This is a genomic window from Veillonella sp. 3_1_44 (assembly GCF_000163715.1).
GTDB lineage: Bacteria > Bacillota > Negativicutes > Veillonellales > Veillonellaceae > Veillonella > Veillonella parvula_A.
The window spans coordinates 254,611-276,586 of record NZ_GG770201.1; the positions used below are offsets into that span (position 1 = coordinate 254,611).

Annotated in this window: 19 protein-coding genes; 12 read left to right on the plus strand and 7 right to left on the minus strand. The window is 38.2% G+C overall.

Going from position 1 to position 21,976, the window contains the following annotated elements:
- Positions 1 to 44: 44 nt before the first annotated feature.
- The gene (gene metA / locus HMPREF0873_RS07750; RefSeq protein WP_004697897.1) at positions 45 to 1,004 is read left to right on the plus strand and encodes a homoserine O-succinyltransferase; all 960 of its coding nucleotides are present in this window, start codon (positions 45 to 47) and stop codon (positions 1,002 to 1,004) included.
- A gap of 289 nt (positions 1,005 to 1,293) precedes the next feature.
- Positions 1,294 to 2,565: an O-acetylhomoserine aminocarboxypropyltransferase/cysteine synthase family protein gene (locus tag HMPREF0873_RS07755; RefSeq protein WP_008715345.1), complete on the plus strand. Its 1,272-nt coding sequence runs from the start codon at positions 1,294 to 1,296 to the stop codon at positions 2,563 to 2,565.
- Positions 2,566 to 3,046: 481 nt separating this feature from the next.
- Here HMPREF0873_RS07755 and HMPREF0873_RS07760 read toward each other — a convergent pair whose 3' ends face one another.
- On the minus strand, positions 3,047 to 3,634 hold the full coding sequence (locus HMPREF0873_RS07760; RefSeq protein WP_008602968.1) for a PepSY domain-containing protein: 588 nt from the start codon (positions 3,632 to 3,634) through the stop codon (positions 3,047 to 3,049).
- A gap of 394 nt (positions 3,635 to 4,028) precedes the next feature.
- On the opposite strand from HMPREF0873_RS07760, the gene HMPREF0873_RS07765 reads away from it, so the two are divergent.
- The gene (locus HMPREF0873_RS07765; protein ID WP_008602966.1) at positions 4,029 to 4,595 is read left to right on the plus strand and encodes a biotin transporter BioY; all 567 of its coding nucleotides are present in this window, start codon (positions 4,029 to 4,031) and stop codon (positions 4,593 to 4,595) included.
- Between the two features lie 186 nt (positions 4,596 to 4,781).
- On the opposite strand, the gene HMPREF0873_RS07770 is transcribed toward HMPREF0873_RS07765, so the two are convergent.
- From HMPREF0873_RS07770 to HMPREF0873_RS07785, 4 genes are all read right to left on the minus strand, one after another.
- Positions 4,782 to 5,546 carry a TIGR03943 family protein gene (locus HMPREF0873_RS07770; protein ID WP_008715346.1) on the minus strand — a complete coding sequence of 255 codons (765 nt, stop codon included), beginning with the start codon at positions 5,544 to 5,546 and terminating at the stop codon, positions 4,782 to 4,784.
- 58 nt (positions 5,547 to 5,604) lie between these two features.
- On the minus strand, positions 5,605 to 7,140 hold the full coding sequence (locus HMPREF0873_RS07775; RefSeq protein ID WP_021147704.1) for a permease: 1,536 nt from the start codon (positions 7,138 to 7,140) through the stop codon (positions 5,605 to 5,607).
- Complete coding sequence (locus HMPREF0873_RS07780) at positions 7,137 to 8,006, minus strand: GTP-binding protein (protein ID WP_008602960.1); 870 nt, start codon at positions 8,004 to 8,006, stop codon at positions 7,137 to 7,139. Before HMPREF0873_RS07780 ends, HMPREF0873_RS07775 begins: the two co-directional genes overlap by 4 nt.
- Positions 8,007 to 8,430: 424 nt before the next feature.
- The gene (locus HMPREF0873_RS07785; protein ID WP_008715348.1) at positions 8,431 to 9,879 is read right to left on the minus strand and encodes an aminoacyl-histidine dipeptidase; all 1,449 of its coding nucleotides are present in this window, start codon (positions 9,877 to 9,879) and stop codon (positions 8,431 to 8,433) included.
- Between the two features lie 301 nt (positions 9,880 to 10,180).
- Between HMPREF0873_RS07785 and HMPREF0873_RS07790 the strand changes: the two genes are divergently transcribed.
- The 3 genes from HMPREF0873_RS07790 (at position 10,181) to HMPREF0873_RS07800 (ending at position 13,572) form a co-directional block, all read left to right on the plus strand.
- Entirely contained in the window at positions 10,181 to 11,632 is a 1,452-nt protein-coding gene (locus HMPREF0873_RS07790) for a nicotinate phosphoribosyltransferase (RefSeq protein ID WP_008715350.1), read from the plus strand.
- An 8-nt stretch (positions 11,633 to 11,640) separates the two neighbouring features.
- A complete protein-coding gene (nadE, locus tag HMPREF0873_RS07795) occupies positions 11,641 to 12,408 on the plus strand; it encodes an NAD(+) synthase (protein ID WP_008715352.1) in 768 nt (255 codons plus the stop codon).
- Between the two features lie 186 nt (positions 12,409 to 12,594).
- Complete coding sequence (locus HMPREF0873_RS07800) at positions 12,595 to 13,572, plus strand: asparaginase (RefSeq protein WP_004697824.1); 978 nt, start codon at positions 12,595 to 12,597, stop codon at positions 13,570 to 13,572.
- A gap of 275 nt (positions 13,573 to 13,847) precedes the next feature.
- Here the strand turns inward: HMPREF0873_RS07800 and HMPREF0873_RS07805 are convergent, their stop codons facing one another.
- A complete protein-coding gene (locus HMPREF0873_RS07805; protein ID WP_004697710.1) occupies positions 13,848 to 14,624 on the minus strand; it encodes an adenosylcobinamide amidohydrolase in 777 nt (258 codons plus the stop codon).
- A 175-nt stretch (positions 14,625 to 14,799) separates the two neighbouring features.
- Here HMPREF0873_RS07805 and HMPREF0873_RS07810 point away from each other — a divergent pair, with 175 nt between their 5' ends.
- The 3 genes from HMPREF0873_RS07810 to yfbR are packed head-to-tail and all read left to right on the plus strand — an operon-like array spanning position 14,800 to position 17,228.
- Positions 14,800 to 15,729 (plus strand): mechanosensitive ion channel family protein, encoded by a 930-nt coding sequence (locus tag HMPREF0873_RS07810; protein ID WP_008602951.1) that lies wholly within the window; start codon positions 14,800 to 14,802, stop codon positions 15,727 to 15,729.
- Positions 15,730 to 15,754: 25 nt separating this feature from the next.
- Entirely contained in the window at positions 15,755 to 16,612 is an 858-nt protein-coding gene (locus HMPREF0873_RS07815) for a D-alanyl-D-alanine carboxypeptidase family protein (RefSeq protein WP_050756202.1), read from the plus strand.
- 25 nt (positions 16,613 to 16,637) lie between these two features.
- The gene (gene yfbR / locus HMPREF0873_RS07820) at positions 16,638 to 17,228 is read left to right on the plus strand and encodes a 5'-deoxynucleotidase (RefSeq protein ID WP_038125773.1); all 591 of its coding nucleotides are present in this window, start codon (positions 16,638 to 16,640) and stop codon (positions 17,226 to 17,228) included.
- Between the two features lie 147 nt (positions 17,229 to 17,375).
- Here the strand turns inward: yfbR and HMPREF0873_RS07825 are convergent, their stop codons facing one another.
- Positions 17,376 to 18,260 (minus strand): epoxyqueuosine reductase, encoded by an 885-nt coding sequence (locus HMPREF0873_RS07825; protein ID WP_008715359.1) that lies wholly within the window; start codon positions 18,258 to 18,260, stop codon positions 17,376 to 17,378.
- 155 nt (positions 18,261 to 18,415) lie between these two features.
- Between HMPREF0873_RS07825 and HMPREF0873_RS07830 the strand changes: the two genes are divergently transcribed.
- The 3 genes from HMPREF0873_RS07830 to HMPREF0873_RS07840 are packed head-to-tail and all read left to right on the plus strand — an operon-like array spanning position 18,416 to position 21,947.
- The gene (locus tag HMPREF0873_RS07830; RefSeq protein WP_004693894.1) at positions 18,416 to 19,198 is read left to right on the plus strand and encodes a xanthine dehydrogenase family protein subunit M; all 783 of its coding nucleotides are present in this window, start codon (positions 18,416 to 18,418) and stop codon (positions 19,196 to 19,198) included.
- Positions 19,198 to 19,650, plus strand: a complete 453-nt coding sequence (locus tag HMPREF0873_RS07835) for a (2Fe-2S)-binding protein (protein WP_004693892.1) — start codon at positions 19,198 to 19,200, stop codon at positions 19,648 to 19,650. Before HMPREF0873_RS07830 ends, HMPREF0873_RS07835 begins: the two co-directional genes overlap by 1 nt.
- Positions 19,650 to 21,947 (plus strand): xanthine dehydrogenase family protein molybdopterin-binding subunit, encoded by a 2,298-nt coding sequence (locus HMPREF0873_RS07840; protein WP_008715364.1) that lies wholly within the window; start codon positions 19,650 to 19,652, stop codon positions 21,945 to 21,947. Before HMPREF0873_RS07835 ends, HMPREF0873_RS07840 begins: the two co-directional genes overlap by 1 nt.
- Positions 21,948 to 21,976 lie beyond the last annotated feature (29 nt).

Here is a 21,976-nt window from a genome sequence, read left to right on the forward strand (position 1 = left end):
TTTAGATTAGGTTATCAAATTGTAGAATATGTAGAGGTGACACTATGCCTATTAAAGTAATAAAAAATTTACCGGCCATAACGAAATTAGCTCAAGAGAATATTTTCGTTATGGATACTGAACGGGCGGAAAATCAACAAATCCGACCCTTGCAAATTTTGCTTGTCAATTTGATGCCTACTAAAGAAGTGACGGAAACTCAGATTTTACGTGCTCTTAGTAATAGCCCATTGCAAGTTAATTTGACTCTTTTGCATACCGCATCTCGTAAGGCTAAAAATACAGATGAACAATATTTAGAAACCTTCTACCGCACCTTTGATGAAGTAAAAGACCAGTTCTTTGACGGCATGATTATTACCGGTGCTCCTGTAGAGTTAATGCCTTTTGAAGAGGTAGACTATTGGTCTGAACTCGTAGAAATCATGAACTGGGGCGAAGAGCATGTTTACTCTACGTTTTATATCTGTTGGGGTGCTCAAGCTGGCTTATATCATCACTTTGGCATTAATAAATCGATTATGGATGAGAAATTATTTGGTGTTTACGAACACGATATTTATAATGATCGACCAGTGCTCATGCGTGGATTTGATGAAAAGTTTTGGATGCCACACTCACGGCACACCACAGTTTCGTTGCAACAAATTAAGGAAAATCGTGACTTGGAACTCTTGGCTGGGTCTGAACCAACAGGAGCCGCTATCGTTCGTAGTTTAGATAATAAACATATCTTTGTATTTGGTCATGCCGAATACGATTGGGATACACTTAACCGTGAGTACGTGCGGGATATCAAAAAAGGTATGGATATTGCAGTTCCTGAAAACTACTTCCCAGATAATGATCCGAAACAACGTCCCATCGTGCGCTGGCGCTCTGTAAGTACACTTTTATTTACAAACTGGTTAAACTACTATGTATACCAAGAAACACCGTACATTATTGAACAAATCCAAAAAATGAAATTTGAACGGGATAAAAATTTAGGCGCTTACATCTAAATGTAAGTACTTATTTCTAATCTATTGATAGTACTATGTACCCCTAATTACTTCTAACATCTCTCAAGGGAGCTAGTTCTTTGGAAGTAATTAGGGGATTTTATTTCTCATAAATGACTTAGTTCGCTTTAGCGGTTTTGGTAAAAGCTTTTATCCTCCTTTGTCCACCATAGTTTAAAGTTATGGAGAAAAGAATATAAAAAATAGTAGACATATTTTTTAAAACATAGTACTATACTAGGCATAAAGAACGAACTTAAAATATAGTTAATATAAAGGAGTTATTATAATGAGTAAACAATACAGATTTGAAACATTACAATTACATGCTGGTCATACGGTGGATCCAACAGGTTCTCGTGCAGTACCGATTTATCAAACTACATCTTTCGTATTTAAAGATGCTGAGGAAGCCGCAGGTCGTTTTGCATTGACTAATCCTGGTGGTATTTACTCTCGCCTTGGCAATCCTACTACAGATGTATTAGATGCTCGAGTGGCAGAACTTGAAGGCGGTGCTGCTGGTATTGCAGTAGCATCTGGTTCTGCAGCGGTTACGTACTCTATTTTAAATGTAGCAGATGCTGGTGATAATATTGTTGCTGCATCCACATTGTATGGTGGTACTTATAATTTGTTTACTGCTACATTGCCTCGCTTGGGGATTCAAACTAAATTCGTAAATCCGGATCATTTGGAAGAATTTGAAGCAGCTATCGATGAAAAGACTAAAGCCGTTTATATCGAATCTATTGGTAACCCTGGTATTAATCTTATCGATGTACAAGCTATAGCTGATATTGCACATAAGCACAATATCATCTTGATCGTAGATAACACATTTGCATCTCCATACTTATTCCGTCCATTAGAACATGGTGCTGACGTAGTTGTACACTCTGCTACTAAATACCTTGGTGGTCACGGTACAACATTGGCTGGCGTAGTTGTAGAATCTGGTAAATTCGACTATAAAGGTTCTGGTAAATACCCTGGCTTCTCCGAAGGTGACGAACACTACAATGGTTTAGTATTTGGTGATTTGCCAATCCCATTCACTGTAAAAATTCGTGCTCAATTACTTCGCGATACTGGTGCATGCATTACTCCACTTGCAGCATGGCAAATATTGCAAGGTATTGAAACATTGTCCTTGCGCGTAGAACGTCACGTAGAAAATGCTCGTAAAGTAGTAGATTTCTTGAGCAAACATCCTAAAGTAGCATGGGTAAGCTATCCAGAATTAGAAGACAGCAAATACAAAGCATTAGCTGATAAATACTTCCCTAAAGGTGTTGGTGCAGTATTCACATTCGGTGTAAAAGGTGGTAAAGAAGCAGGTATTAAACTTGTTGACTCCTTGGAAATCTTCTCCAACCTTGCCAATGTAGCAGATGCTAAATCTCTTGTTATCCATCCTGCATCCACAACACATGCACAACTTAACGAAGAACAACAAAAATCTGCTGGCGTAACACCAGATATGATCCGTGTATCCATCGGCCTTGAAAATATCGATGATATCATCGAAGACTTGGCACAAGCTTTAGATAAAGCATAATTTTCGTACCTCTTGTTTGGAAAACTATAGATCAAACCTTCAAAACTTACAAATGACATCCTTAAGCTGAATTTTGCTTAAGAAATAGAACACATAACTATCAAACCTATAAAACTTATGCAAAAGGCCTCCCACTGGGAGGCTTTTTTGTTATTAGTGTGTGTTGTCTTTATAAGAATGAAATGTTGTGTAGGTGTAATACAACCTTGATAGAATGGGCATAAAAAGACCTTGGATTTAATGATCCAAGGCCTTTAAGGGAGTATAGTGTGTGTAACGTTTGGTCTGTGGTGTGTGAGCACAGACCGTTTTCCTATTGTGTGAGATAGGATTTAGGGAGTCCGTGGTTAGTGTTACGGACTCTCTGAGAGTGTGTTAGAGAGTGTATCCAAAGGATACAGTGTGTATAGTATGTGTGTTATATGTGTAGTGTGTCATCTAAGTGGGTTAGGATAGGGTTTCACTTGATGAAATGAGAATCTTAGTATTTTGTGTTTTTAACTTTAGCGCTAATAACTTTGCCGGATGTAGCGTCTACTTTAACTTCAGCATTTTTACCGCCGCCAGTTGTCATATCAAATTCATATACAACTCTGCCGTTTTCACGTTCAACAGTCCAATCCATAGTTTGGAAATCAGAACCAACTTTTTCCATAGCTTTTGTTTCAGCTACTTCAGGAATGATGATGTTTTGAACGTTAATTGTTTTAGAAGCTTTGGAGTAACCTTTTACTTCTTTACCAACGATTTGACCAGATGCTTCGTCTACTTTAAGCTCTACTTCACGGTTGCCATAATAACCTTCTACTTCATAGTAAGGATTATGTTTTGCATCATAGGAAATAGATTTTACAGTAGCGCCAGGGAATTGTTGTTGGAATACTGTAACAGCGCCCATATAGTCAACAGAATAGTTAGCTTGTGCGGATGGAGCAACGCTACCAACACCATTCCAGTTGCTATGGTTGTTGTAACCATGGTTGCTAGCTGCACCAACTACACCTGCTAATAATACTGTACTAACGCCAAATGCACATAGTACTTTGGATACTTTCTTAACATTTTTCATAAGCAATGCTTCCTGATACCAAATTATAATTTTCGTTTAGTTACGATTTTGTGAAAGTAGATTTTACTCAATCTACTTATGTATAATTTAATCTTGTTGTATGAAAATAAGGTGAAATTAGATGGTTTTTGTATGAAGATGAGTATATCTTTTAGTTATTATGAACTATTGATAATAACTATTAGCTATAGTCAAAATTAAAAAGTACTAAAAACATAGTATATATAGTATTAGACTATATAGTAAACTAAAAGTCAACCATTATAGTTGACAATTAAAAATACAAGTGCTTTAATTTAGATAGTTAGTAGTTTGTTTCCGTGTTATCTTGGACTTTTATTCTCCATTGATAGCACAAATTCCTGCTTAGGTCTGTTATGAATGGAGGTATACCATGAGCTCTACTGTATCAAAACAAACTCGCATTACCACCCGTCAGTTAACGATGACAGCACTCTTTGTGGCGCTAATCGCGGTTGGTGCTTTTATACGGGTCCCATTACCGAATTGTCCGTTTACATTGCAAATCTTATTTACTACATTAGCGGGCATTGTTTTAGGTAGTCGTTTAGGTGCCGCTAGTGTTGGCATTTATATTGTACTAGGTCTTGTTGGGGTTCCTATTTTTACATCTGGTGGTGGTCCTAGTTATATTTTGCAACCTACCTTTGGTTATTTAATTGGTTTTATGGTTGGTGCGTATGCAGTAGGACGCATTGCAGAGACAATGGATACACTATCGTTTAAACGTTTGCTAGCCGGATCCATATTAAATCTATTTATTGTATATGGTCTTGGCATGGTGTACCTATACTTTATTATGAATCTGTATTTAGGTAAGCCGATTGGTGTGGAAGCTGTCATTATTACTTGCTTCCTAATCCCAGTTGGCCCAGATATTTTCTTGTGCGCTGTAGCAGCATCTCTCGGCAAGAGAATTATTAAAGAATTACAGCACTAATAGGACGTTTTAATAACTATTATAATTAGAATAACTAGAATAACTAGAATAACTATTATAACTATTATAAGGCGTCAATCTGTTGTAGATTCATATAGACATTGAATTATGAAATATACGTTATTTTATTTAACAGAATCATTCCTATTAAAAACGAGGCGTTAAGCCTCGTTTTTTATGTAATTCTTAAGGGTATACATAGCCTAAAATAGGTTCTGCAGATTTGATTTTTGTAATCTCTACATATGGTTGTTTACGACCGTGGAAGTCTCGGGTAGAAACCTTTCCTTCAATCGATACCCATTGTTCATTTTGTAAGCTATCACCATCTGTTTTATAGGCTGTCATGCCAATAGGGGCAACGTCAGCAATACAACAAGCCATAGCCATACGAGAAATAGTAAATTCGTTAGATTTTAATGTATTATCTTCGCGGTTCACATAGCCTGTCATATAAACTGTGTAGTCTTTATATTGATCAGCATTAGATCCAACTTTTACAATGGTTTGATAGAAATTGTCTGAGTTCAAAACGATTTCTTTTTTGTCCTTGGAAATTCCTGGCTCTTTGCTTTCACTGTTAACAGTGACAACCTCTCCAATAGCATCGTTTGTAAAGTCAAAATTGTTAGTATCATCGTTTACACGAGTGGCACCATGAACGCCTGTTGAGGGTACAAGAACGGGAGGAACGATGAGCAACATAATAGGAATAATAATCGGAACGATAGATTTCCAGTTATGCTTGTAGTATTTTGACGGTGCCCAAATAATCGTCGCTAGACCACCTAAAATAAGGGCAACGCCACTAATACCTAGTAAAAGTTCATAACGCGGTGCAATATAGTTCAAATAACGACCTGTCACAATGAGGTAAATACAACAGATACCTAAGATGAGATACAATAGACCTTTCACGATAGAAAAGCGATCTTTCAGTCCTAATGTCATGAAATCATCTCCTTTTAATTAATTAAGAACTGAGATAATGATTATAAAAATTTGTAAATTAGCTAAGAAAGAATTTGAATACTAATGCTGCTATATAGGACATAACGGCAATCGTTATACTTAATCGTATGATAAATGAGGTAGGCATATATTGTTTTAATATATATACGTTTTTGATATCTAACATCGGACCTAAGATGAGAAAGCCCATTACGGAACTAATAGGAAATAAGGTGCTCAAGGATTTACCGATGATGGCATCTGATGTAGAGCAGATTGAAAAGAAGAATGCTAACATCAGCAAAATTGGAATGGCTGTAAATTCTGGCAAGGTTAATCCTGCGTTGAGAAGCCAAGGCTTGCCATACACTTGAACTATAGATAGTACAGTTGCCGCCATGGAAAAATAGAATAAGAGTTGAGAAAACTCTCGTTCCATATGGACTAACAATCTTTTTTTATCGATATGTTTAGTTTTAGTTGTTTCTAAAACGATTTCTTCGTAGCTAAGATTCTGTGGTGTTCTTGCTTTCAAAATAGATGTGGCTGGAGGCCAAAATCGGAACGATAGGGCTACTAACAAGGCAACACCTAGTCCTAAAACGATACGCCATACGGAGAGCATGGGATTGTCAGGAAACGCATACCATGTAGAAAGAATGGTGATAGGGTTGATAATCGGGCTAGCGAGCATAAATAAAAGAGCTACTGATAAAGGGATGCCTCGATCTATTAGCGCCTTGAATAAGGGGATGATGGCACAGTCACAAATTGGCAAGGCAAAGCCACTGACCATAGCAGCCCCATAGCTTTTCAAAGAATGGTCACCTAACAGTTTTAGTAATACTCGTTGTGGTACGAAATAGCGAATAATCGTTGAGCCTACCGTGCCTAATAAAAGGAATGGAATGGCCTCGATGATGAGGCCCGTGATTATGGCGAAGCATTGGTGAATGGAATAGGGGATGTCATGGCGAAAAGCTGTGACCAACAGTATATAGGTTGTAATACCAATAACTAATAGATTAGGAATGAGTCCCCATGTGGAATTCCGGCACAGTTGTTCTACTTTTTCTGGTGTAGGAGCTGTTATAATTTTAGCCTCTCCGTTGTAGGTACGTAGTAAAGCGTGATGTGTATTGGATTCTGTGATAATACAATCTGCACTATACAATTGACTCATTACATCATTACCTAAACCAGGGAGTATGGTTGAAACAAATTGATCGGTACAAATATACAATACCTTTTCTACTTGTAATAGGTGGCTTAATATATCGCTATATAGTAAGGCTTCTAGTTGATGAAAGCTTACCATGCCATTCCACTCAATCCATAGCTCTTTTGGCTGTAGTCGTTTTAAATAATCCCCGATTTTACAGGCTATCAATTCGTAAGACTTGATATCGCTAGGAACAATGGCACTGAGTTCATCCGCATTGAGTTGTAAGGGCTCTTTGATGAGAGGTTCACTGCCTTCTTCGGCGCTGATTATTGCGGTACCGCCTAGCTTTTTACGGTATTGTAATTGTTCGTTTATGAACGTGCTTTTACCGGATCCAATAAACCCTGTAACGATATAAACTGGTATCATGATTGACACACTTCGTTATGTACCATTGGTACATTAAAATCTGTGCCGATAACGACTAAACTATAGTCATTAGTTTCACTAGGTGAAAGCGAACAGTAATGAGTGCCGTATTGGAGTTCGTGAGGACCTTCCGTGGTTGGTACAATCCCTTTGGCACGAAGCACTGTATCAGGCATGCCTTCTAAAATGGTTTTCCATTGTGCAAGACTAAGGGTGCGCAAATCCTTAAAGGTATGACTCATAAATAAATGTTCATCGTGTAAGCAGTGATCATCATGACAATGATACAGGCGCTTGATGTAATCACGCAAACCAATGGTATCCCATGCTTCTTCATGAATTGGTGTATGTGGCGCGAGGTCGCGAATCATACGTTTTGTAATGCTTGTCTGTTGAATATCTTCTGTATGGCTCAAAAAAATTGCATCACTATGAGTGATTTGATCCTTGAAGAAAAGACCAAAATTTTTGATAAACATTGGTGCTTGCATAGCATCGACAGTCGTTATTGATGCGTGAATGTAAGCAGATTTTGCAATGTCCTCGTCGTTACAAGTATGGATGATTTCACTGAGCTTGCTAACACCTGATGGCTCGATGTAGATCATATCGATTTTGTAATTTTGCAGAATATCAAGTAGTGCTTGTTGGAAATTTCCTTGTAAGCTACAGCAAATACAGCCAGATGTTACTTCACGGACTGTGGCCCCTGTTTTTGCAAGATTAGCAGCATCGAGGCTAGTTTCACCAAAATCGTTTTCTATAATAAGAATTTTATCTTTCGATGTATGTTCTTTTAGTATATGTTGTAAGAATGTTGTTTTTCCAGAACCTAGAAATCCGGATATGATAACTATTGGAATCATATATACCTCCTGCGTAATGTAAACACAGTATACACCTATAGGATAACACAGAAAATACTCTATGGGGTATATGGAAACTAGCAAGTTTATCAGAGTTTAACAGCCTTCTCTGAAATTTATAGATTATATACTATATATGAGTATACTGGCACATGTAGTTGATATTCATAATTATTTATAAATAAAACGATGCATTCCATGTTGTTCATATATGAAAGAATACTCCTGTATGAATAAATATTTATTTATGTAGTTGAAAAATTTTTATGAAAAAAATCCCTCCTACAAGATAATTCAGTTGGAGAGATGGCTGAATTACTTGTAGGAGGGTTGGAGAGTCACTATTACATGGGTCTCGTAACTTGATGTGTTATTTGCTTATAGTATAACAAATTATACATCAAAAATATAGTAATTATTTATTTTATTGTAATTTTGCTAATAATGCTTTGAGGTACACATATACATTTTCAACAGAAGGTAAATGAACGCGTTCTGATGGTGTATGAGGACTTACGATAGTAGGCCCAAAGCTAATCATTTGTGTATTTGGCAATACGCCTTTTAACAAACCACATTCGAGACCTGCGTGAATAGCATTTACATTAGCTGGTGTATCGAACATTTCGTTATGCAAGGAAATCGCTTGTTCTTCCAATTTTGAGCCTTTGTCGTATTCCCATGCTGGATATCCACCTGTACGCTCTGCAGCTACGCCAAGTGCTTTTGCAAGAAGCATCATTTTTTTCGTTAAGAATTCAAGACTATTGCTATTGGAACTACGAATAGAAATGAGTATTTCAATGGTATGTTGATTTTCACGTACGATAGCAATATTATTAGATGTTTCTACAAGGTTTGGGATAGACTTACTTACAGAATGAACCCCATCTTGTGCAAGATAGATATATGTAATAAGTGCTTCTGTTGTGTCTTCTGCATATACTATTTCAGGAGTAGGAACATCTTCAACTACAAATGTAAGGCCTGGATCCTGTACGCTATATTCGTGTTGGTATTGTTTTTCTTGGTATGCGAGCAATGTTTTAATGGCTGCCACATCTTCAGAGCGTACGGATAGTACAGCTACTGCCTTAGACGGGATTGCATTATGTTTTACGCCACCTTCGAAAGACGCTAAGCTAATAGGATATTGTTGTTGAATATCATAGAGTACACGGGTTAGTACTTGGTTTGCATTAGCTCGTTGCTCGTTGATTTCGATGCCGGAGTGCCCCCCTTTAAGACCGGTTACTGTAATGGATAAGCCCGCATCATAGCCTGGTAAATTGTTTTCGCGTAACAATGGAATTTTTACATGTACGTGGCAACCGCCAGCACAACTAACGGTGAAGTCATGTTCTACCTCTGTATCCAGGTTGAGTAAGTAGTCACCAGTTACTTGACCTTCTTTAATGGCAAAGGCACCATCCATACCAGTTTCTTCGTTGGTAGTGAATAATAATTGCATTGGTCCATGTTGTTGGTTTTCATCTTCAAGGAGAGCAAGCATCATAGCAGCACCCATGCCATTATCAGCACCTAATGTTGTATGGTCTGCGTGCATCCATTCGCCTTCGATGATATTAGCAATTGGATCTTTAGAGAAGTCGTGGTTAGAGTCATGGTCTTTAACACAAACCATATCAATATGACCTTGTAAAATGATGGATGGACGGTTTTCATAACCTGGAGATGCAGCTTTTTTGATAACTACATTAAAGATTTCGTCTTGATGAACTTCAAGACCTAAATTTTTAGCAAAGTTCACGATGTAATCGCTGATGCCTTTTTCATTGCCGGACTCACGAGGGATTTGGCTCATTTCTTTAAAAATTTCTAATACGCGTTTTGCTTGAACGATTGTTTCCATAATGGTACCTTTCATTCTCATGTAAAATAGATATGTATGTATTATTGAAAGCTTTTAAAACAATATAAAATAAAATATTATAGCGTAATGGTCGCTTGTTTTACAGTCTAGACTAGCTTCTTTCATACATACGAACTATATAAATTATTATTGTATATATATAGTTATATCACAATAAGGATTATTAGGATAGCTTATGCTAGGTGCTAGCTATATAGGAATAATATTGTATAATGAGGGTATACGAATAACGAATAACAATTAACTAAATTTCTATAGATCTTAGAAGGTTGGTGAACTAATGCAACATGAAAGCCGCAATATTAGCATGCTTATGGATTTTTATGAGATGACTATGGCACATGGCTACTTTACAAAATTAAAAAATGTGGATCGCGTCGCATTTGATGTTTTCTTTAGACGTAATCCAGACAAGGGCGGTTTTGCTATTTTTGGTGGTCTTGAACAAATCGTTGAGTACATTTTAAATTTACACTTTGATGAAAGTGATATCTCTTATTTACGGAGTCAGGGTATTTTTAGTGAAGAATTTTTAGAATATCTAAAAGATTTCTCTTTCACCGGTGATGTATATGCCTTCCCAGAAGGTTCTATCATCTATCCTAATGAACCCGTAATTACAATTGTGGCGCCTCTCATAGATGCACAAATCATAGAAACTGCAGTGCTTACTATGATGAACCATCAATCTCTTATCGCCACAAAAGCTAATCGCATCGTTCGCGCTGCGGATGGGCGTATTGTGGCTGACTTTGGTGCTCGTCGTGCACATAATGTAGACGCAGCCGTATACGGTGCAAGAGCCGCTTATATTGGTGGTGTTCAGTCCACTGCAACCGTTTTAGCAGGGCAACAATTTGGCATTCCTGTCAGCGGTACTATGGCGCATAGTTGGGTCATGTACTATGGCTCTGAATACGATGCTTTCAAAGCCTATGCTGAAGTGTATCCAGATAATGCAGTATTCCTTGTTGATACTTATGATGTGTTAAACTCTGGCGTGCCCAATGCTATTAAGGTAGCAAAGGATGTATTAGAGCCAATGGGGAAACGCTTAAAAGGAATTCGCCTAGATTCTGGTGACCTTGCGTATTTGGCGAAAAAAGCGCGGCGCATGCTAGATGATGCAGGCTTAGAAGATTGTAAAATTATGGCATCTAATAGTCTAGATGAGTATACAATCACATCTTTGCTCATACAAGGTGGCCCTATTGATATTTTTGGTGTAGGGGAACGCCTCATTACCTCTAAGAGTGACCCCGTATTTGGTGCGGTATATAAAATTGCTAGCATCGAGAAAGATGGTATGTGGGAACCTCGTATCAAGATTTCTGAAAGTGTAGAAAAAATTACTAATCCAGGTCTTAAAAAGGTATATCGTGTTTATAATGATAAAGGTCGTGCGATTGCAGATCTATTAACATTGTTGAGAGAGGTACCTGATACAGAGGAACCATATCGTTATATCGATCCTGAGCAACCTTGGCGTGAATTATATTTTGAAAATTGTACTTTTAAAGAGATGAAGCAGCTTATTATCAAGGATGGTAAATTAGTTGTGGACTTACCAACACTAGAGGAAATTCGAGCATATGTGCAAGATCAATTAGCTAATGAAATTTGGCCTGAAGAGCAACGCTTTGAAAATCCACATCGTCACTACCTTGATATGAGTCCTAGCTACTATCAATTGAAGATGGATTTATTGAACCGTATTTATCGGAAAAAGTAGGAGGGCCTATGTTAGAAAATCCACAAGTTACAAAGGATGCCCTCATTCAATGGATTCGAGATTATTTTGGTAAAAATGGTCCTAACTGTAGTGCTGTAGTTGGTATTTCAGGTGGTAAGGACTCGACTATCGTGGCAGCTCTTTGCAAAGAAGCTCTCGGTGCAGATCGCGTAGTTGGTGTTCTTATGCCAAATGGAGTGCAATCGGATATTGATGATGCTCAGGCAGTGGTAAATCATTTAGGAATTCCGCACATGACGGTCAATATTGGTGCTGCCTATGAGGCGCTAACTCATGCTATCGTTCAGGCTAAGGGGTATGATGTTGTAACGGGGAGAACCGATTTATCTAAAGATGCTGCCATTAATACCCCGCCTCGTCTCCGGATGGCAACTCTCTATGCAGTAGGACAAAATTTACCAAATGGTGCTCGTGTAGCAAATACTTGTAATGGATCTGAAGACTACGTAGGATACTCTACAAAATACGGAGATAGTGCAGGTGATTTTAGCCCTCTCGCACAACTCGTAGTAGAAGAAGTTCGTCAAATAGGAAAACTTCTTGATATTCCATTGCACCTAGTTGATAAGGTGCCAAGTGATGGTCTTAGTGGTCAGTCCGATGAGGATAAATTGGGATTTACCTATGCTATACTGGATCGTTATATCAGAACTGGTGAAATTGAAGATCAGCCAACAAAAGAGCGAATCGACTATCTGAATCGAATTAATAAACATAAATTGGAGTTGATGCCATCATTTGACCCAAAGCTTTAATTGATAAGGCAGAAATCTCGATTTATAGAGATGAATCCATGAATCTATAGGGGCGAAGCCATAAAATAAGATAAAATAATTTTTTAGAATATAATAAGGCTGGCCATTATTGACCAGCCTTATTGAATCGTACTTAGTTTAAATTTAATAACAATAATTATTTTATAGTTTTATAGTGGAGGTAATATGGATACAAAAATTGCTTTGATTGGTACTGGAGGAACTATTGCAGGAAAAGGTACTTCAAATACTGATTTAACAGGCTATACGGCAGGGGTGTTAGGACTTGACAAAATCTTAGCCTCCGTACCTGGTACAAAACCGTATGGTCCTTATACATATACTCAGTTTAGTAATATTGAAAGCTCCGATATTACCGTAAATCACTGGTTAGAACTTTCTAAGTTGGTGCAAAAATTGGTTAATCGAGATGATATCGGTGGTGTTGTTATTACTCATGGCACAGATAGCATGGAGGAGACGGCATATTTTCTGAATCTGACAGTTCATACAGACAAGCCAATTGTTATTACTGGATCTATGAGACCCGCAGGTGCTATTAGTGCAGACGGGCCAATTAATTTATTGCAAGCTATCCAAGTAGCGAGAACACCATCGTCTGTAGGTAAAGGTGTGATAGTCGTATTAAATGGCTACATTGATGGGGCAAGGGATGTATCTAAATGCAACACTACTAATGTAGCGACTTTTGATAGTCCATTAGTGGGGCATCTTGGTATTGTACAAGATGGTGTTGCCCACTATTATAAAGTGTCTACTCGACGTCATACTCAAGACTCTGTATTTGATGTGAGTAAATTGTCTGAGTTACCTCGTGTAGTTATAATGACCTGCTATGGTGGTATGGATGATATGGTGCCTATGAGTGTAGTTGCTACAAATCCTGACGGTTTAATTTTAACAGGTCTTGGTCATGGTACAATCCCACAAAACGTACGTCAAATCACACAGAATACAAAGTTTCCAACGGTACGTGCTTCTCGTACCGGTAGTGGTATGGTATCTGCAGTGCCACAAGATGCACTGGCAAACTATCTAGTATGTGATACTTTAAGTCCACAAAAAGCGCGTATTTTATTGATGCTAGGGCTTACAAAAACTAAAAATCTTAAAAAGTTACAACAATTCTTCCATGAATATTAAAGGCACATAATACTCATGGAACATATGAAACATAATAATTCTTTGAATCTAATAATTAATTTGAAAAATTTGAGAAAATATCTCAAATTTTAATTTGATATTCATTTTCAAAAATTATACTATATGTAACAGTTTTATATGCAATAAACCGCACATTCCGATCGCCTAGGATGTGCGGTTTTTCATTTGTATTATATTTTTCATATATGAGTGGGGTATTGAATAATAATTTTTGGGGTATCATTCTAGATATTTTTGTATATTACAAAATAGGATTATTCAGCGCCGATAGCATTTTCTAGTGCTCTTTGTACGCCTACATAGACGGCCTTGGCTAAGGTGTCTCCAAATAGTGAAAAGGAACCAGCATCTGTTAAGATATCTCCATTTGTATCAATGGTGAGAATGATACCATCTGTAGAGGTACCTGTGGCAGATGTTTTTCGTTCTTTTGTAATTGCATCAGGAATATCTTCATTAATAAACGGATGGAGGCGTACGCTTTCAACATTCCAATCTTGAAGGGCTGCGGTTTTTGCTTCGGTAATTGTCATAACAGCTTTTACCATAGCGCTATCTGTTAAAGCTTTATTTGTAAATACGAGGATATTGATTGTGCCTGGCACTATGAAGTCTCCATCACGCTCTTCGTAACAATAGCCTGTACCTGCGCGATGTGCCGTTTTTTCATAGCCTGCAGTCACGATAGTTTCCACAATAGTATCATGTTCTTCAACTTTGGCATAGGCGTGTAGATGCATTGTGGCAGACGTGAGAAGTGCTGTACTAAAATGAACAGGAGTATCAATATGTTCAAATTCTTGAGCCAAATAATCGGCTACAGAGCCACCGGGTAAATCTTTTTCTGTTTCGATTTGATATGTTAGCTGTTGGTTGCGTACCGCTAGCGTATGGTGATAGCCACCATTTAATTGTCCGCTCGAAAGAGAATAGTGGATATCGTCAAAGTGTACCGTAACGGAGTGTAACTCTCTAGTTACATAGCCTCCAGTAGCGAGCTCTTGGGGTGCTTCGTATAGATTTTTGAACATGTAAGTCTCCCTAGTTTTATGATTGTTATATATGGAATATAACGATATAATATCTTTATTATCGTATTGCAAATGCATATGTAAAATTATAGCATATATATTTACCGTTATTATATTGCTATTATGTTGTGATAGATATTTGTGATTGTATAGATTTATATTATGGATGGTTACTATGGCTAATTTCTTAAGTGCTGTTTCTGAATTTCTTTTTAAAGACGCTAATATATTAATTCAAATAAGGGACTGGTTTTTTGCACAAGCTGGAAATATCTTATTAGCACTAATTTTATTTTGGATAGGGCGATATGCTATTAAATGGGTAAAAGCTTTTGCAGTGCGCATTATGACAAAAGCTTCCTATGACTCAGCAGCAATGAGCTTTATCACTCAAATTATTAATTATGCCTTGCTAGTAGGGTTAGTATTGATTTGCTTAAACCAAATCGGTATTCCTACAACATCCTTTATAGCTGCTTTTGGTGCTTTTGGTTTAGGTATTGGTCTCGCCTTACAGAATAACCTTTCTAACTTAGCATCTGGTTTATTAATTCTTATCTTCAAACCTTTTAGAGCGGGTCACGTTATTCAGGTGGGTGATGTAGTCGGCAGTGTTAAATCAATCCAATTTATGTATACAGTTATTACTACAAAAGATCAAAAGAATGTATACATACCTAACTCTCTTCTTACATCACAAGCTGTAACTAACATTGTTTATACTACAGAACGGGTTATCCCATTTACGTTTGACATTGGTTATAATAATGATCATCATGAGGCAATAAAAATCTTAAAAAATATTTTTGCAGCAGATAAACGTGTCCTTAATCCGAAGAATATGGAAATAGGTATTTCTGAATTTGGAGATAATTCTGTACGAATTGCTGCTTATGCTCGTGTTAAGTCGAATGATTTTCTCGATGTTCAATATAGCATCATGTCTGATGTAAAAGATGCCTTTGATAAATATGGTATCGATATTCCATATCCTCAACGTGTAGTATATATTCAAAATGTAGATACATCGACAGGTGAAATTAAAGGGACAAAAAAGAAAGCAACTACTACAAATGTAGCACTAGATGATAGTCTTGAAAGTTAAGATACTGGAAGGTAGAACGAGAGTGATGACACTTTTAACGACGAATATTCATATGTTTTATAAGAAATTGGTATTGGCCATAACTTTTATAGGAATCATATTTATAGGTGCTAGTGTTGCTCAAGCTGCATACATTACACCTCCTTCTACTGTTGGTGAGGCCGTAGTCCTAATTGATGCAGATACAAAAGAAATTTTATTTGCAAAGAACCCAGATAAGTGGATGCATCCAGCTAGTACTACAAAAATGGTCACCTTGTTAACTGCCTTAGAATTAAAGGGCACACAGCTTGATGAATTAGCTACTATAAGTAGCTATGCAACGAGCATGGAAGAATCAAACCTTGGGGTTCGCGTAGGCGATCAGATTACATTGGAAGGTGTTCTTGAAGGTATGATGGTTGCTAGTGGTAATGATGCGGCCGTTGTAGTAGCCGAAAATGTAAGTGGTTCTGTGGATAAATTTGCTAAGGATATGACTCGCATTGCTGCAAAAGCGGGGGCAAAGAATAGTGTGTTCTTGAATCCTCATGGATTAACACAAAAGGGTCACCATTCTACGGCTCGTGATTTAGCGATGATTGCCGCATATGGCATGAAATACCAAATGTTCCGTGACAAAGTTGCCAATGATTACTATAAGGTGCCGTACCAAAACCGTGCACCAGAAACAATTCGTACTACAAACCACTTCATTCGCAACAAATATCCTGGTGCAAATGGCTTGAAAACAGGTTTTACAAATGCAGCAGGAGAATGTTTGATTGCGTCTGCCACACGTAATGGCCATACTATGATTGTAGTCATGTTAAACGATGATAATCGTTGGGATGAAGCGGTACAATTCCTTGATTATGGCTTTAAACTTCGTGGGGTAATTTAAGGACCTGTTGTGTAATGGGGGATATATGAGTTCATTTTTTGCATTTTTAAAACGCATGCGCTTTATCAATCGATGGAGCCTCATGCGAAATACGGAAATAGAAAATATTCAAGAACATAGCCTTGAAGTGGCTATGGTAGCCCACAATTTGGGAGCTATAAAAAATGAATACTTCGGTGGAAATGTAGATATTAATAAGGTAGCTGTCATAGCTATGTATCATGAGGTGAGTGAAATCTTTACAGGAGATATGCCGACACCAATCAAGTATTTTGATCCAAAGTTGCGTGAACTGTATGGTGAGGTTGAAACTTTGGCGCAAGAAAAAATGCTATCAACCTTGCCAGACCGGTTACAATCTGTTTATAAGCCTATACTTGTTGATGCAGAGACTAGTCCAGAATGGCCTCTCGTTAAGGCTGCCGATACAATTTCAGCCTATATGAAATGCGTCAAAGAGCTCAAGGCAGGGAATGATGAGTTTAAAGAGGCACATGATTCTATCTTAGCTAAGTTGAAAACTCTAAATATGCCTGAGGTAGATATGTTTATTGAATTATATATCCCTGCTCTTGGTAAGAGTTTGGATGAGTTGAACTATTACGAAATTAAATAATTACTAAAAGAGACGACCAGAGGTCGTCTTTTTTAGTTTTATGTAATTATAGATTCTTCTACTTATGTGCCTATTAGTAACAGTTTGCTTATGTGAGTATTAATGACAATCTACTTGTGTGACCATTAGCAGCATATCGTGTAATAATTATAGTTTATTTTTTCTATCTATAATCTCTTGATTTCTCATTAGTATTTTTTTACCTCGCCACGAGAAGGCTCGATGACCGTATTTTGCTTTGAATTCTTTGTTCGTTAGTGTTTCTAGTTCGTCTATATTAATATACGGTTCTATCTGTTGGAATTCTGGGATGGGCGTAGTTGGAATATCTTTGTTGTGAGGACACACCTCTTGGCACACATCACAACCAAATACGAGTGGTGTTTTAGCGAGAATCTGCTCCTCTTCATCGGTGAGTTCTCCTTTTTTCTGAGTTAAGTAGCTTTTACAAGTCGCGAATTTAAATTCGTCATGGCCCAAACATTGGCCTAAGCATGCTGTAATACAACGATTACATCCTATACAGGACTGCTCAAGAGGGGCATTTGGTTTGAGTTCTAGTGTTGTTAAAATCGTACCAATAACGACATAAGAACCCCATTTAGGGCTGATAAAACAGTTGTTCTTTCCGTAAAAGCCGAGACCTGCTAAGTAGGCCATGTACCGATCTGCTAAAGGCGAGGTGTCACAATGAATGGAGAACTGAGCCGAGTCATCAATTATTTGTAATCTTTCAATAAGACGTTCTAAATATTCATTAATGACCAGGTGATAATCTGTTGACCATGTATAGCGCGATAGATTGGCATGGCCTTTGTGTTGTACATGGTACGGGAATAGACAAACGATGGCACTTTTGGGCATAAACTGAGTCGTTCCTAGTAGTCTTGCCTCCACATCTTCCGTAGTAAAGGGGCATGGATTGCTTTCAAATAAAATAGTTTTGGCCTGTTCAGGTAGTGGCCATGAGGCAATTCCAAATTCATAAATATGTAATTCTTTGCAAATTTCCTGTAAATTTATATCTTTCATCGTAGATTTAGTGGTAAATAATTGGTAAAATAAAAGTATAAGAAATGCACGAGATTTTATAGTTTTTTGTTAAGTTTGTAGTTTGGTGAGAACTGTATTTTTATAGTTAGCACCGTAATTCTGTTAGTATTAGTATACCATTGAGAGGACAGATTATGTTAGCATTTATGAAAGTATTACAACCGAAGACGGTGGAAGAGGCTTATGAATTAGCCACAAAGAACAAAACTGCTCCTATGCTAGCAGGCGGCTGTTGGCTGCGTCTAGGACGACGTACTTGGCCATCAGTGATTGATATGGCGAGTCTTGATTTGCGTTATGTTCGTGAAGAAGATAAGGAGTTTGTAATTGGCGCTATGGCGACACAAGGAGATGTGGAACGCTTTGAGCCTTTACAACAATTCTGCGGCGGTGCCGTAGTTAAAGGCGTTAAGGAGATTCTTGGCGTTCAATTTAGAAATACTGCTACCATGGGCGGTTCTGTAGCAAGTAAGTTTGGCTTCTCTGATATCATCCCTGCGCTATTGGCAGTGCATGCAGACATCGTTACCTTCAAAGGCGGTCGTATGTCCATGCAAGATTATATGGCATATAGAGAACGTGATATTCTCATGGAGATTCGCATCCCTAAGGTAGATGTACCTGTAGCTGTTGAAGCCCTTCGCATTTCTCGTGGTGATTTCCCGTTATTGACAGGTGCTCTTCGCCATGATGAAAAAGGGGTTGAATTGTATATCGGTACAAGACCTGGTGTACCTCAATTAGCTGTTAAAGCAAGTGCCTTGCTTTCAGAAAAAGGATTATCTGCCGCAAAAGAGGCAGGTCAATTGGCATCTGAAGAACTGGTGTATCAATCTAACTCTCATGCGTCCAAAGAATATCGCATGGAAATGGTAAAAGCAATGGTTCAACGCTTAGCTAAGGAGGTGGCACAATAATGGAACTCGTACTTAATATTAATAACAAAAATGTAACTGTTAATGTGCCAACTGATGAGATGTTGCTAGATACATTGCGTAATCTTGGCTATTACAGTGTCCGCTGTGGCTGTGACACTACAAACTGTGGCCTTTGCACTGTATGGGTGGATGACGAAATTATTTTGTCCTGTGCATACCCTACATTTCGTGCGCCAGGCCATAAAATTACTACATTAGAAGGCTTACAAGAGGAAGCTGAATTATTAGCGGCTTGTATCGCAAGTGAAGGCGCAGATCAGTGTGGTTTTTGTACAACTGGCATGATGATGAGTGCTATTAATTTGAAACGCAAAAATCCAAAGGCTAGCGATGATGAGATTCGCGAATACCTCATAGGTAACTTGTGTCGCTGTACTGGTTATGAATCACAACTTCGAGGAGTTCGTAAATTCTTAGAAGGAGGCCTATAATGATGAATAAGCATATTGGAAAATCCTATGACAAAGTTGACTCCAAAGGTATTTTGTCTGGTAAACCGTCTTATACTGGCGATTTTGTTCCCAAAGATGCGCTCGTTATTAAGGCTCTTCGTAGCCCTCATGCTCAGGCGCGCATCAAATCTATTGATACATCTAAAGCTAAATTGATTCCTGGCGTAGAAGCTATTTTTACTTATGAAGATGTGCCTAATACGCGATTCACATTAGCAGGCCAAACATATCCAGAGCCATCCGCTTATGATGCGCTCATTTTGGACCCTGTAGTTCGCTATGTTGGAGACGAAGTAGCTCTTATCGTAGCAAAAGATGAAGCTACAGCGCTTAAAGCAATGCCGCTTATCAAAGTTGAATACGAAGTACAGAAACCTGTACTTGATATGCACACTGCTATCGATCATGAAACTATAGTACATCCTGAAGATGATATTCATAACAATATCCCTGTAGGTCAAGATTACAAACGTAATATTTGCGTATCCTATCACAAACGGGTAGGAGATGTGGAAGCAGAACTTGCTAAATGTGATTACGTGGCAGAAGGTACATATTTTGACCAGGCCACACGCCAAACAGCGATGGAACCATTCCAAAGCTTTGGATATATAGATGCGCTAGGTCGTGTAGTTATCGTATCCTCTACGCAAATCGTATTCCATGTACGTCGTCACATCGCTCGTGCACTCGGTATTCCGGCCACAAAAGTCCGTGTTATTAAACCTCGTATCGGCGGCGGTTTCGGCTCTAAACAAACGGCTTGTACAGAAATTATGACGGCCTTTGTAGCGTGGACATTGAAAAAACCTTGTTATCTCTTATACGATCGTACAGAAGCACAAACTTGCTCTACTACACGTCATGCTCGTGAATGGAAAATCCGTGTAGGTGCTACAAAAGATGGCATTATTAAAGTTATTGATATGGACTCCATCACAGCCGCTGGTGCACATGCAACTCATTGCTTCACTACTACAACGGCTGGCGAACATAAATCTGTACCTTTGTACAACAAAGCGACTGCTGTTCATTATGGTACAGAGGGTGTGTATACTAACCAAACTCCTGGTGGTGCTTTCCGTGGGTATGGTGCAACAGAAGCATTGTGGCCATTAGAATGTGCAGTAAACCAGTTAGCTGATAAGATGGGGATTGATCCAGCTGAGTTACGTGAGAAGAACTTAATAGCGGAAGGTGAACAAAGCTTAGTATATGCTCCAGATGAATATCTTGATTCTGGTCTTTTCCAAGATACCGTAAATCGCGTAAAAGAAATGGCTCGTTGGGATGAACGCCCTCATTCTTGGGATATCGATGAGCGCTATCGCGGTGGACTTGGCATGGCTTTAGCATTACAAGGCTCTGGTGTCGCAAATATCGATGTGGCATCTGTTGAAATTCGCCTTGGTGACGATGGTAATTATACATTGTATACTGGGTCTTCTGATATGGGCATGGGGTCTAATACCGTATTGACTCAAATGGCCTGTGAAGTAATCGGCTGTCCTATGGAATATATGACTGTTATTGAATCAGATACAGATATCGTACCATTCGATCCAGGGTCTTACGCATCTAGTACAACCTATGTAACAGGTACTGCTGCTAAGATGGCGGCAGAAGAATTGCGCACTAAGATTATTGCTAAATTCGCTCAATTCTTTGAAACTGACGTTGAAAACGTTGACTTTGACGGCGTTGTAGCTACCACAAAAGATGGTGCTAAAACAATGGATATCCATCAATTGGCACCAAAATTATTAGTTGGTGTTAATGCGGAGCAATTGTCTGGTTTTGCTACATGGGGCAGTCATACATCCCCACCTCCATTTATGGCATCTATTGCTGAGGTGAAGGTAGATAAACAAACAGGTAAGGTTATTCCTCTTCATTTCTATTCTTGCGTTGATTGTGGTACTGTTATCAATCCTAAATTGGCTCGCGTTCAAGTTGAGGGTGGTGTAGTACAAGCTATCGGCATGGCTTTATATGAAGATGTACGCTATTCCAACAATGGTCGTTTGGAAACAAACAATCTTATGACTTATAAAATCCCAACCCGTCAGGATATTGGTGAATTACATACAGACTTTGTAGAATCTTACGAGCCTACAGGTGGCTTCGGAGCTAAATCTATTGGTGAGGTTGTCATCAATACGGGGTGCCCTGCTATCCAACATGCCATTAAAAATGCAGTTGGTGCGGATATTCGTACATTACCTATGACACCTGAGAAGGTATTTATGGCTATGGACGAGAAATATAAAGTATAGAGATTTCTAGTTCTTTTTACTTTCTAAGG

Excerpts from the sequence above, each read along its gene's own strand:
- metA (WP_004697897.1), top strand. The coding sequence starts at position 45 with ATGCCTATTAAAGTAATAAAAAATTTACCGGCCATAACGAAATTAGCT.
- HMPREF0873_RS07755 (WP_008715345.1), top strand. The coding sequence starts at position 1,294 with ATGAGTAAACAATACAGATTTGAAACATTACAATTACATGCTGGTCAT.
- HMPREF0873_RS07760 (WP_008602968.1), bottom strand. The coding sequence starts at position 3,634 with ATGAAAAATGTTAAGAAAGTATCCAAAGTACTATGTGCATTTGGCGTT.
- HMPREF0873_RS07765 (WP_008602966.1), top strand. The coding sequence starts at position 4,029 with ATGAGCTCTACTGTATCAAAACAAACTCGCATTACCACCCGTCAGTTA.
- HMPREF0873_RS07770 (WP_008715346.1), bottom strand. The coding sequence starts at position 5,546 with ATGACATTAGGACTGAAAGATCGCTTTTCTATCGTGAAAGGTCTATTG.
- HMPREF0873_RS07775 (WP_021147704.1), bottom strand. The coding sequence starts at position 7,140 with ATGATACCAGTTTATATCGTTACAGGGTTTATTGGATCCGGTAAAAGC.
- HMPREF0873_RS07780 (WP_008602960.1), bottom strand. The coding sequence starts at position 8,006 with ATGATTCCAATAGTTATCATATCCGGATTTCTAGGTTCTGGAAAAACA.
- HMPREF0873_RS07785 (WP_008715348.1), bottom strand. The coding sequence starts at position 9,879 with ATGGAAACAATCGTTCAAGCAAAACGCGTATTAGAAATTTTTAAAGAA.
- HMPREF0873_RS07790 (WP_008715350.1), top strand. The coding sequence starts at position 10,181 with ATGCAACATGAAAGCCGCAATATTAGCATGCTTATGGATTTTTATGAG.
- nadE (WP_008715352.1), top strand. The coding sequence starts at position 11,641 with ATGTTAGAAAATCCACAAGTTACAAAGGATGCCCTCATTCAATGGATT.
- HMPREF0873_RS07800 (WP_004697824.1), top strand. The coding sequence starts at position 12,595 with ATGGATACAAAAATTGCTTTGATTGGTACTGGAGGAACTATTGCAGGA.
- HMPREF0873_RS07805 (WP_004697710.1), bottom strand. The coding sequence starts at position 14,624 with ATGTTCAAAAATCTATACGAAGCACCCCAAGAGCTCGCTACTGGAGGC.
- HMPREF0873_RS07810 (WP_008602951.1), top strand. The coding sequence starts at position 14,800 with ATGGCTAATTTCTTAAGTGCTGTTTCTGAATTTCTTTTTAAAGACGCT.
- HMPREF0873_RS07815 (WP_050756202.1), top strand. The coding sequence starts at position 15,755 with ATGACACTTTTAACGACGAATATTCATATGTTTTATAAGAAATTGGTA.
- yfbR (WP_038125773.1), top strand. The coding sequence starts at position 16,638 with ATGAGTTCATTTTTTGCATTTTTAAAACGCATGCGCTTTATCAATCGA.
- HMPREF0873_RS07825 (WP_008715359.1), bottom strand. The coding sequence starts at position 18,260 with ATGAAAGATATAAATTTACAGGAAATTTGCAAAGAATTACATATTTAT.
- HMPREF0873_RS07830 (WP_004693894.1), top strand. The coding sequence starts at position 18,416 with ATGTTAGCATTTATGAAAGTATTACAACCGAAGACGGTGGAAGAGGCT.
- HMPREF0873_RS07835 (WP_004693892.1), top strand. The coding sequence starts at position 19,198 with ATGGAACTCGTACTTAATATTAATAACAAAAATGTAACTGTTAATGTG.
- HMPREF0873_RS07840 (WP_008715364.1), top strand. The coding sequence starts at position 19,650 with ATGATGAATAAGCATATTGGAAAATCCTATGACAAAGTTGACTCCAAA.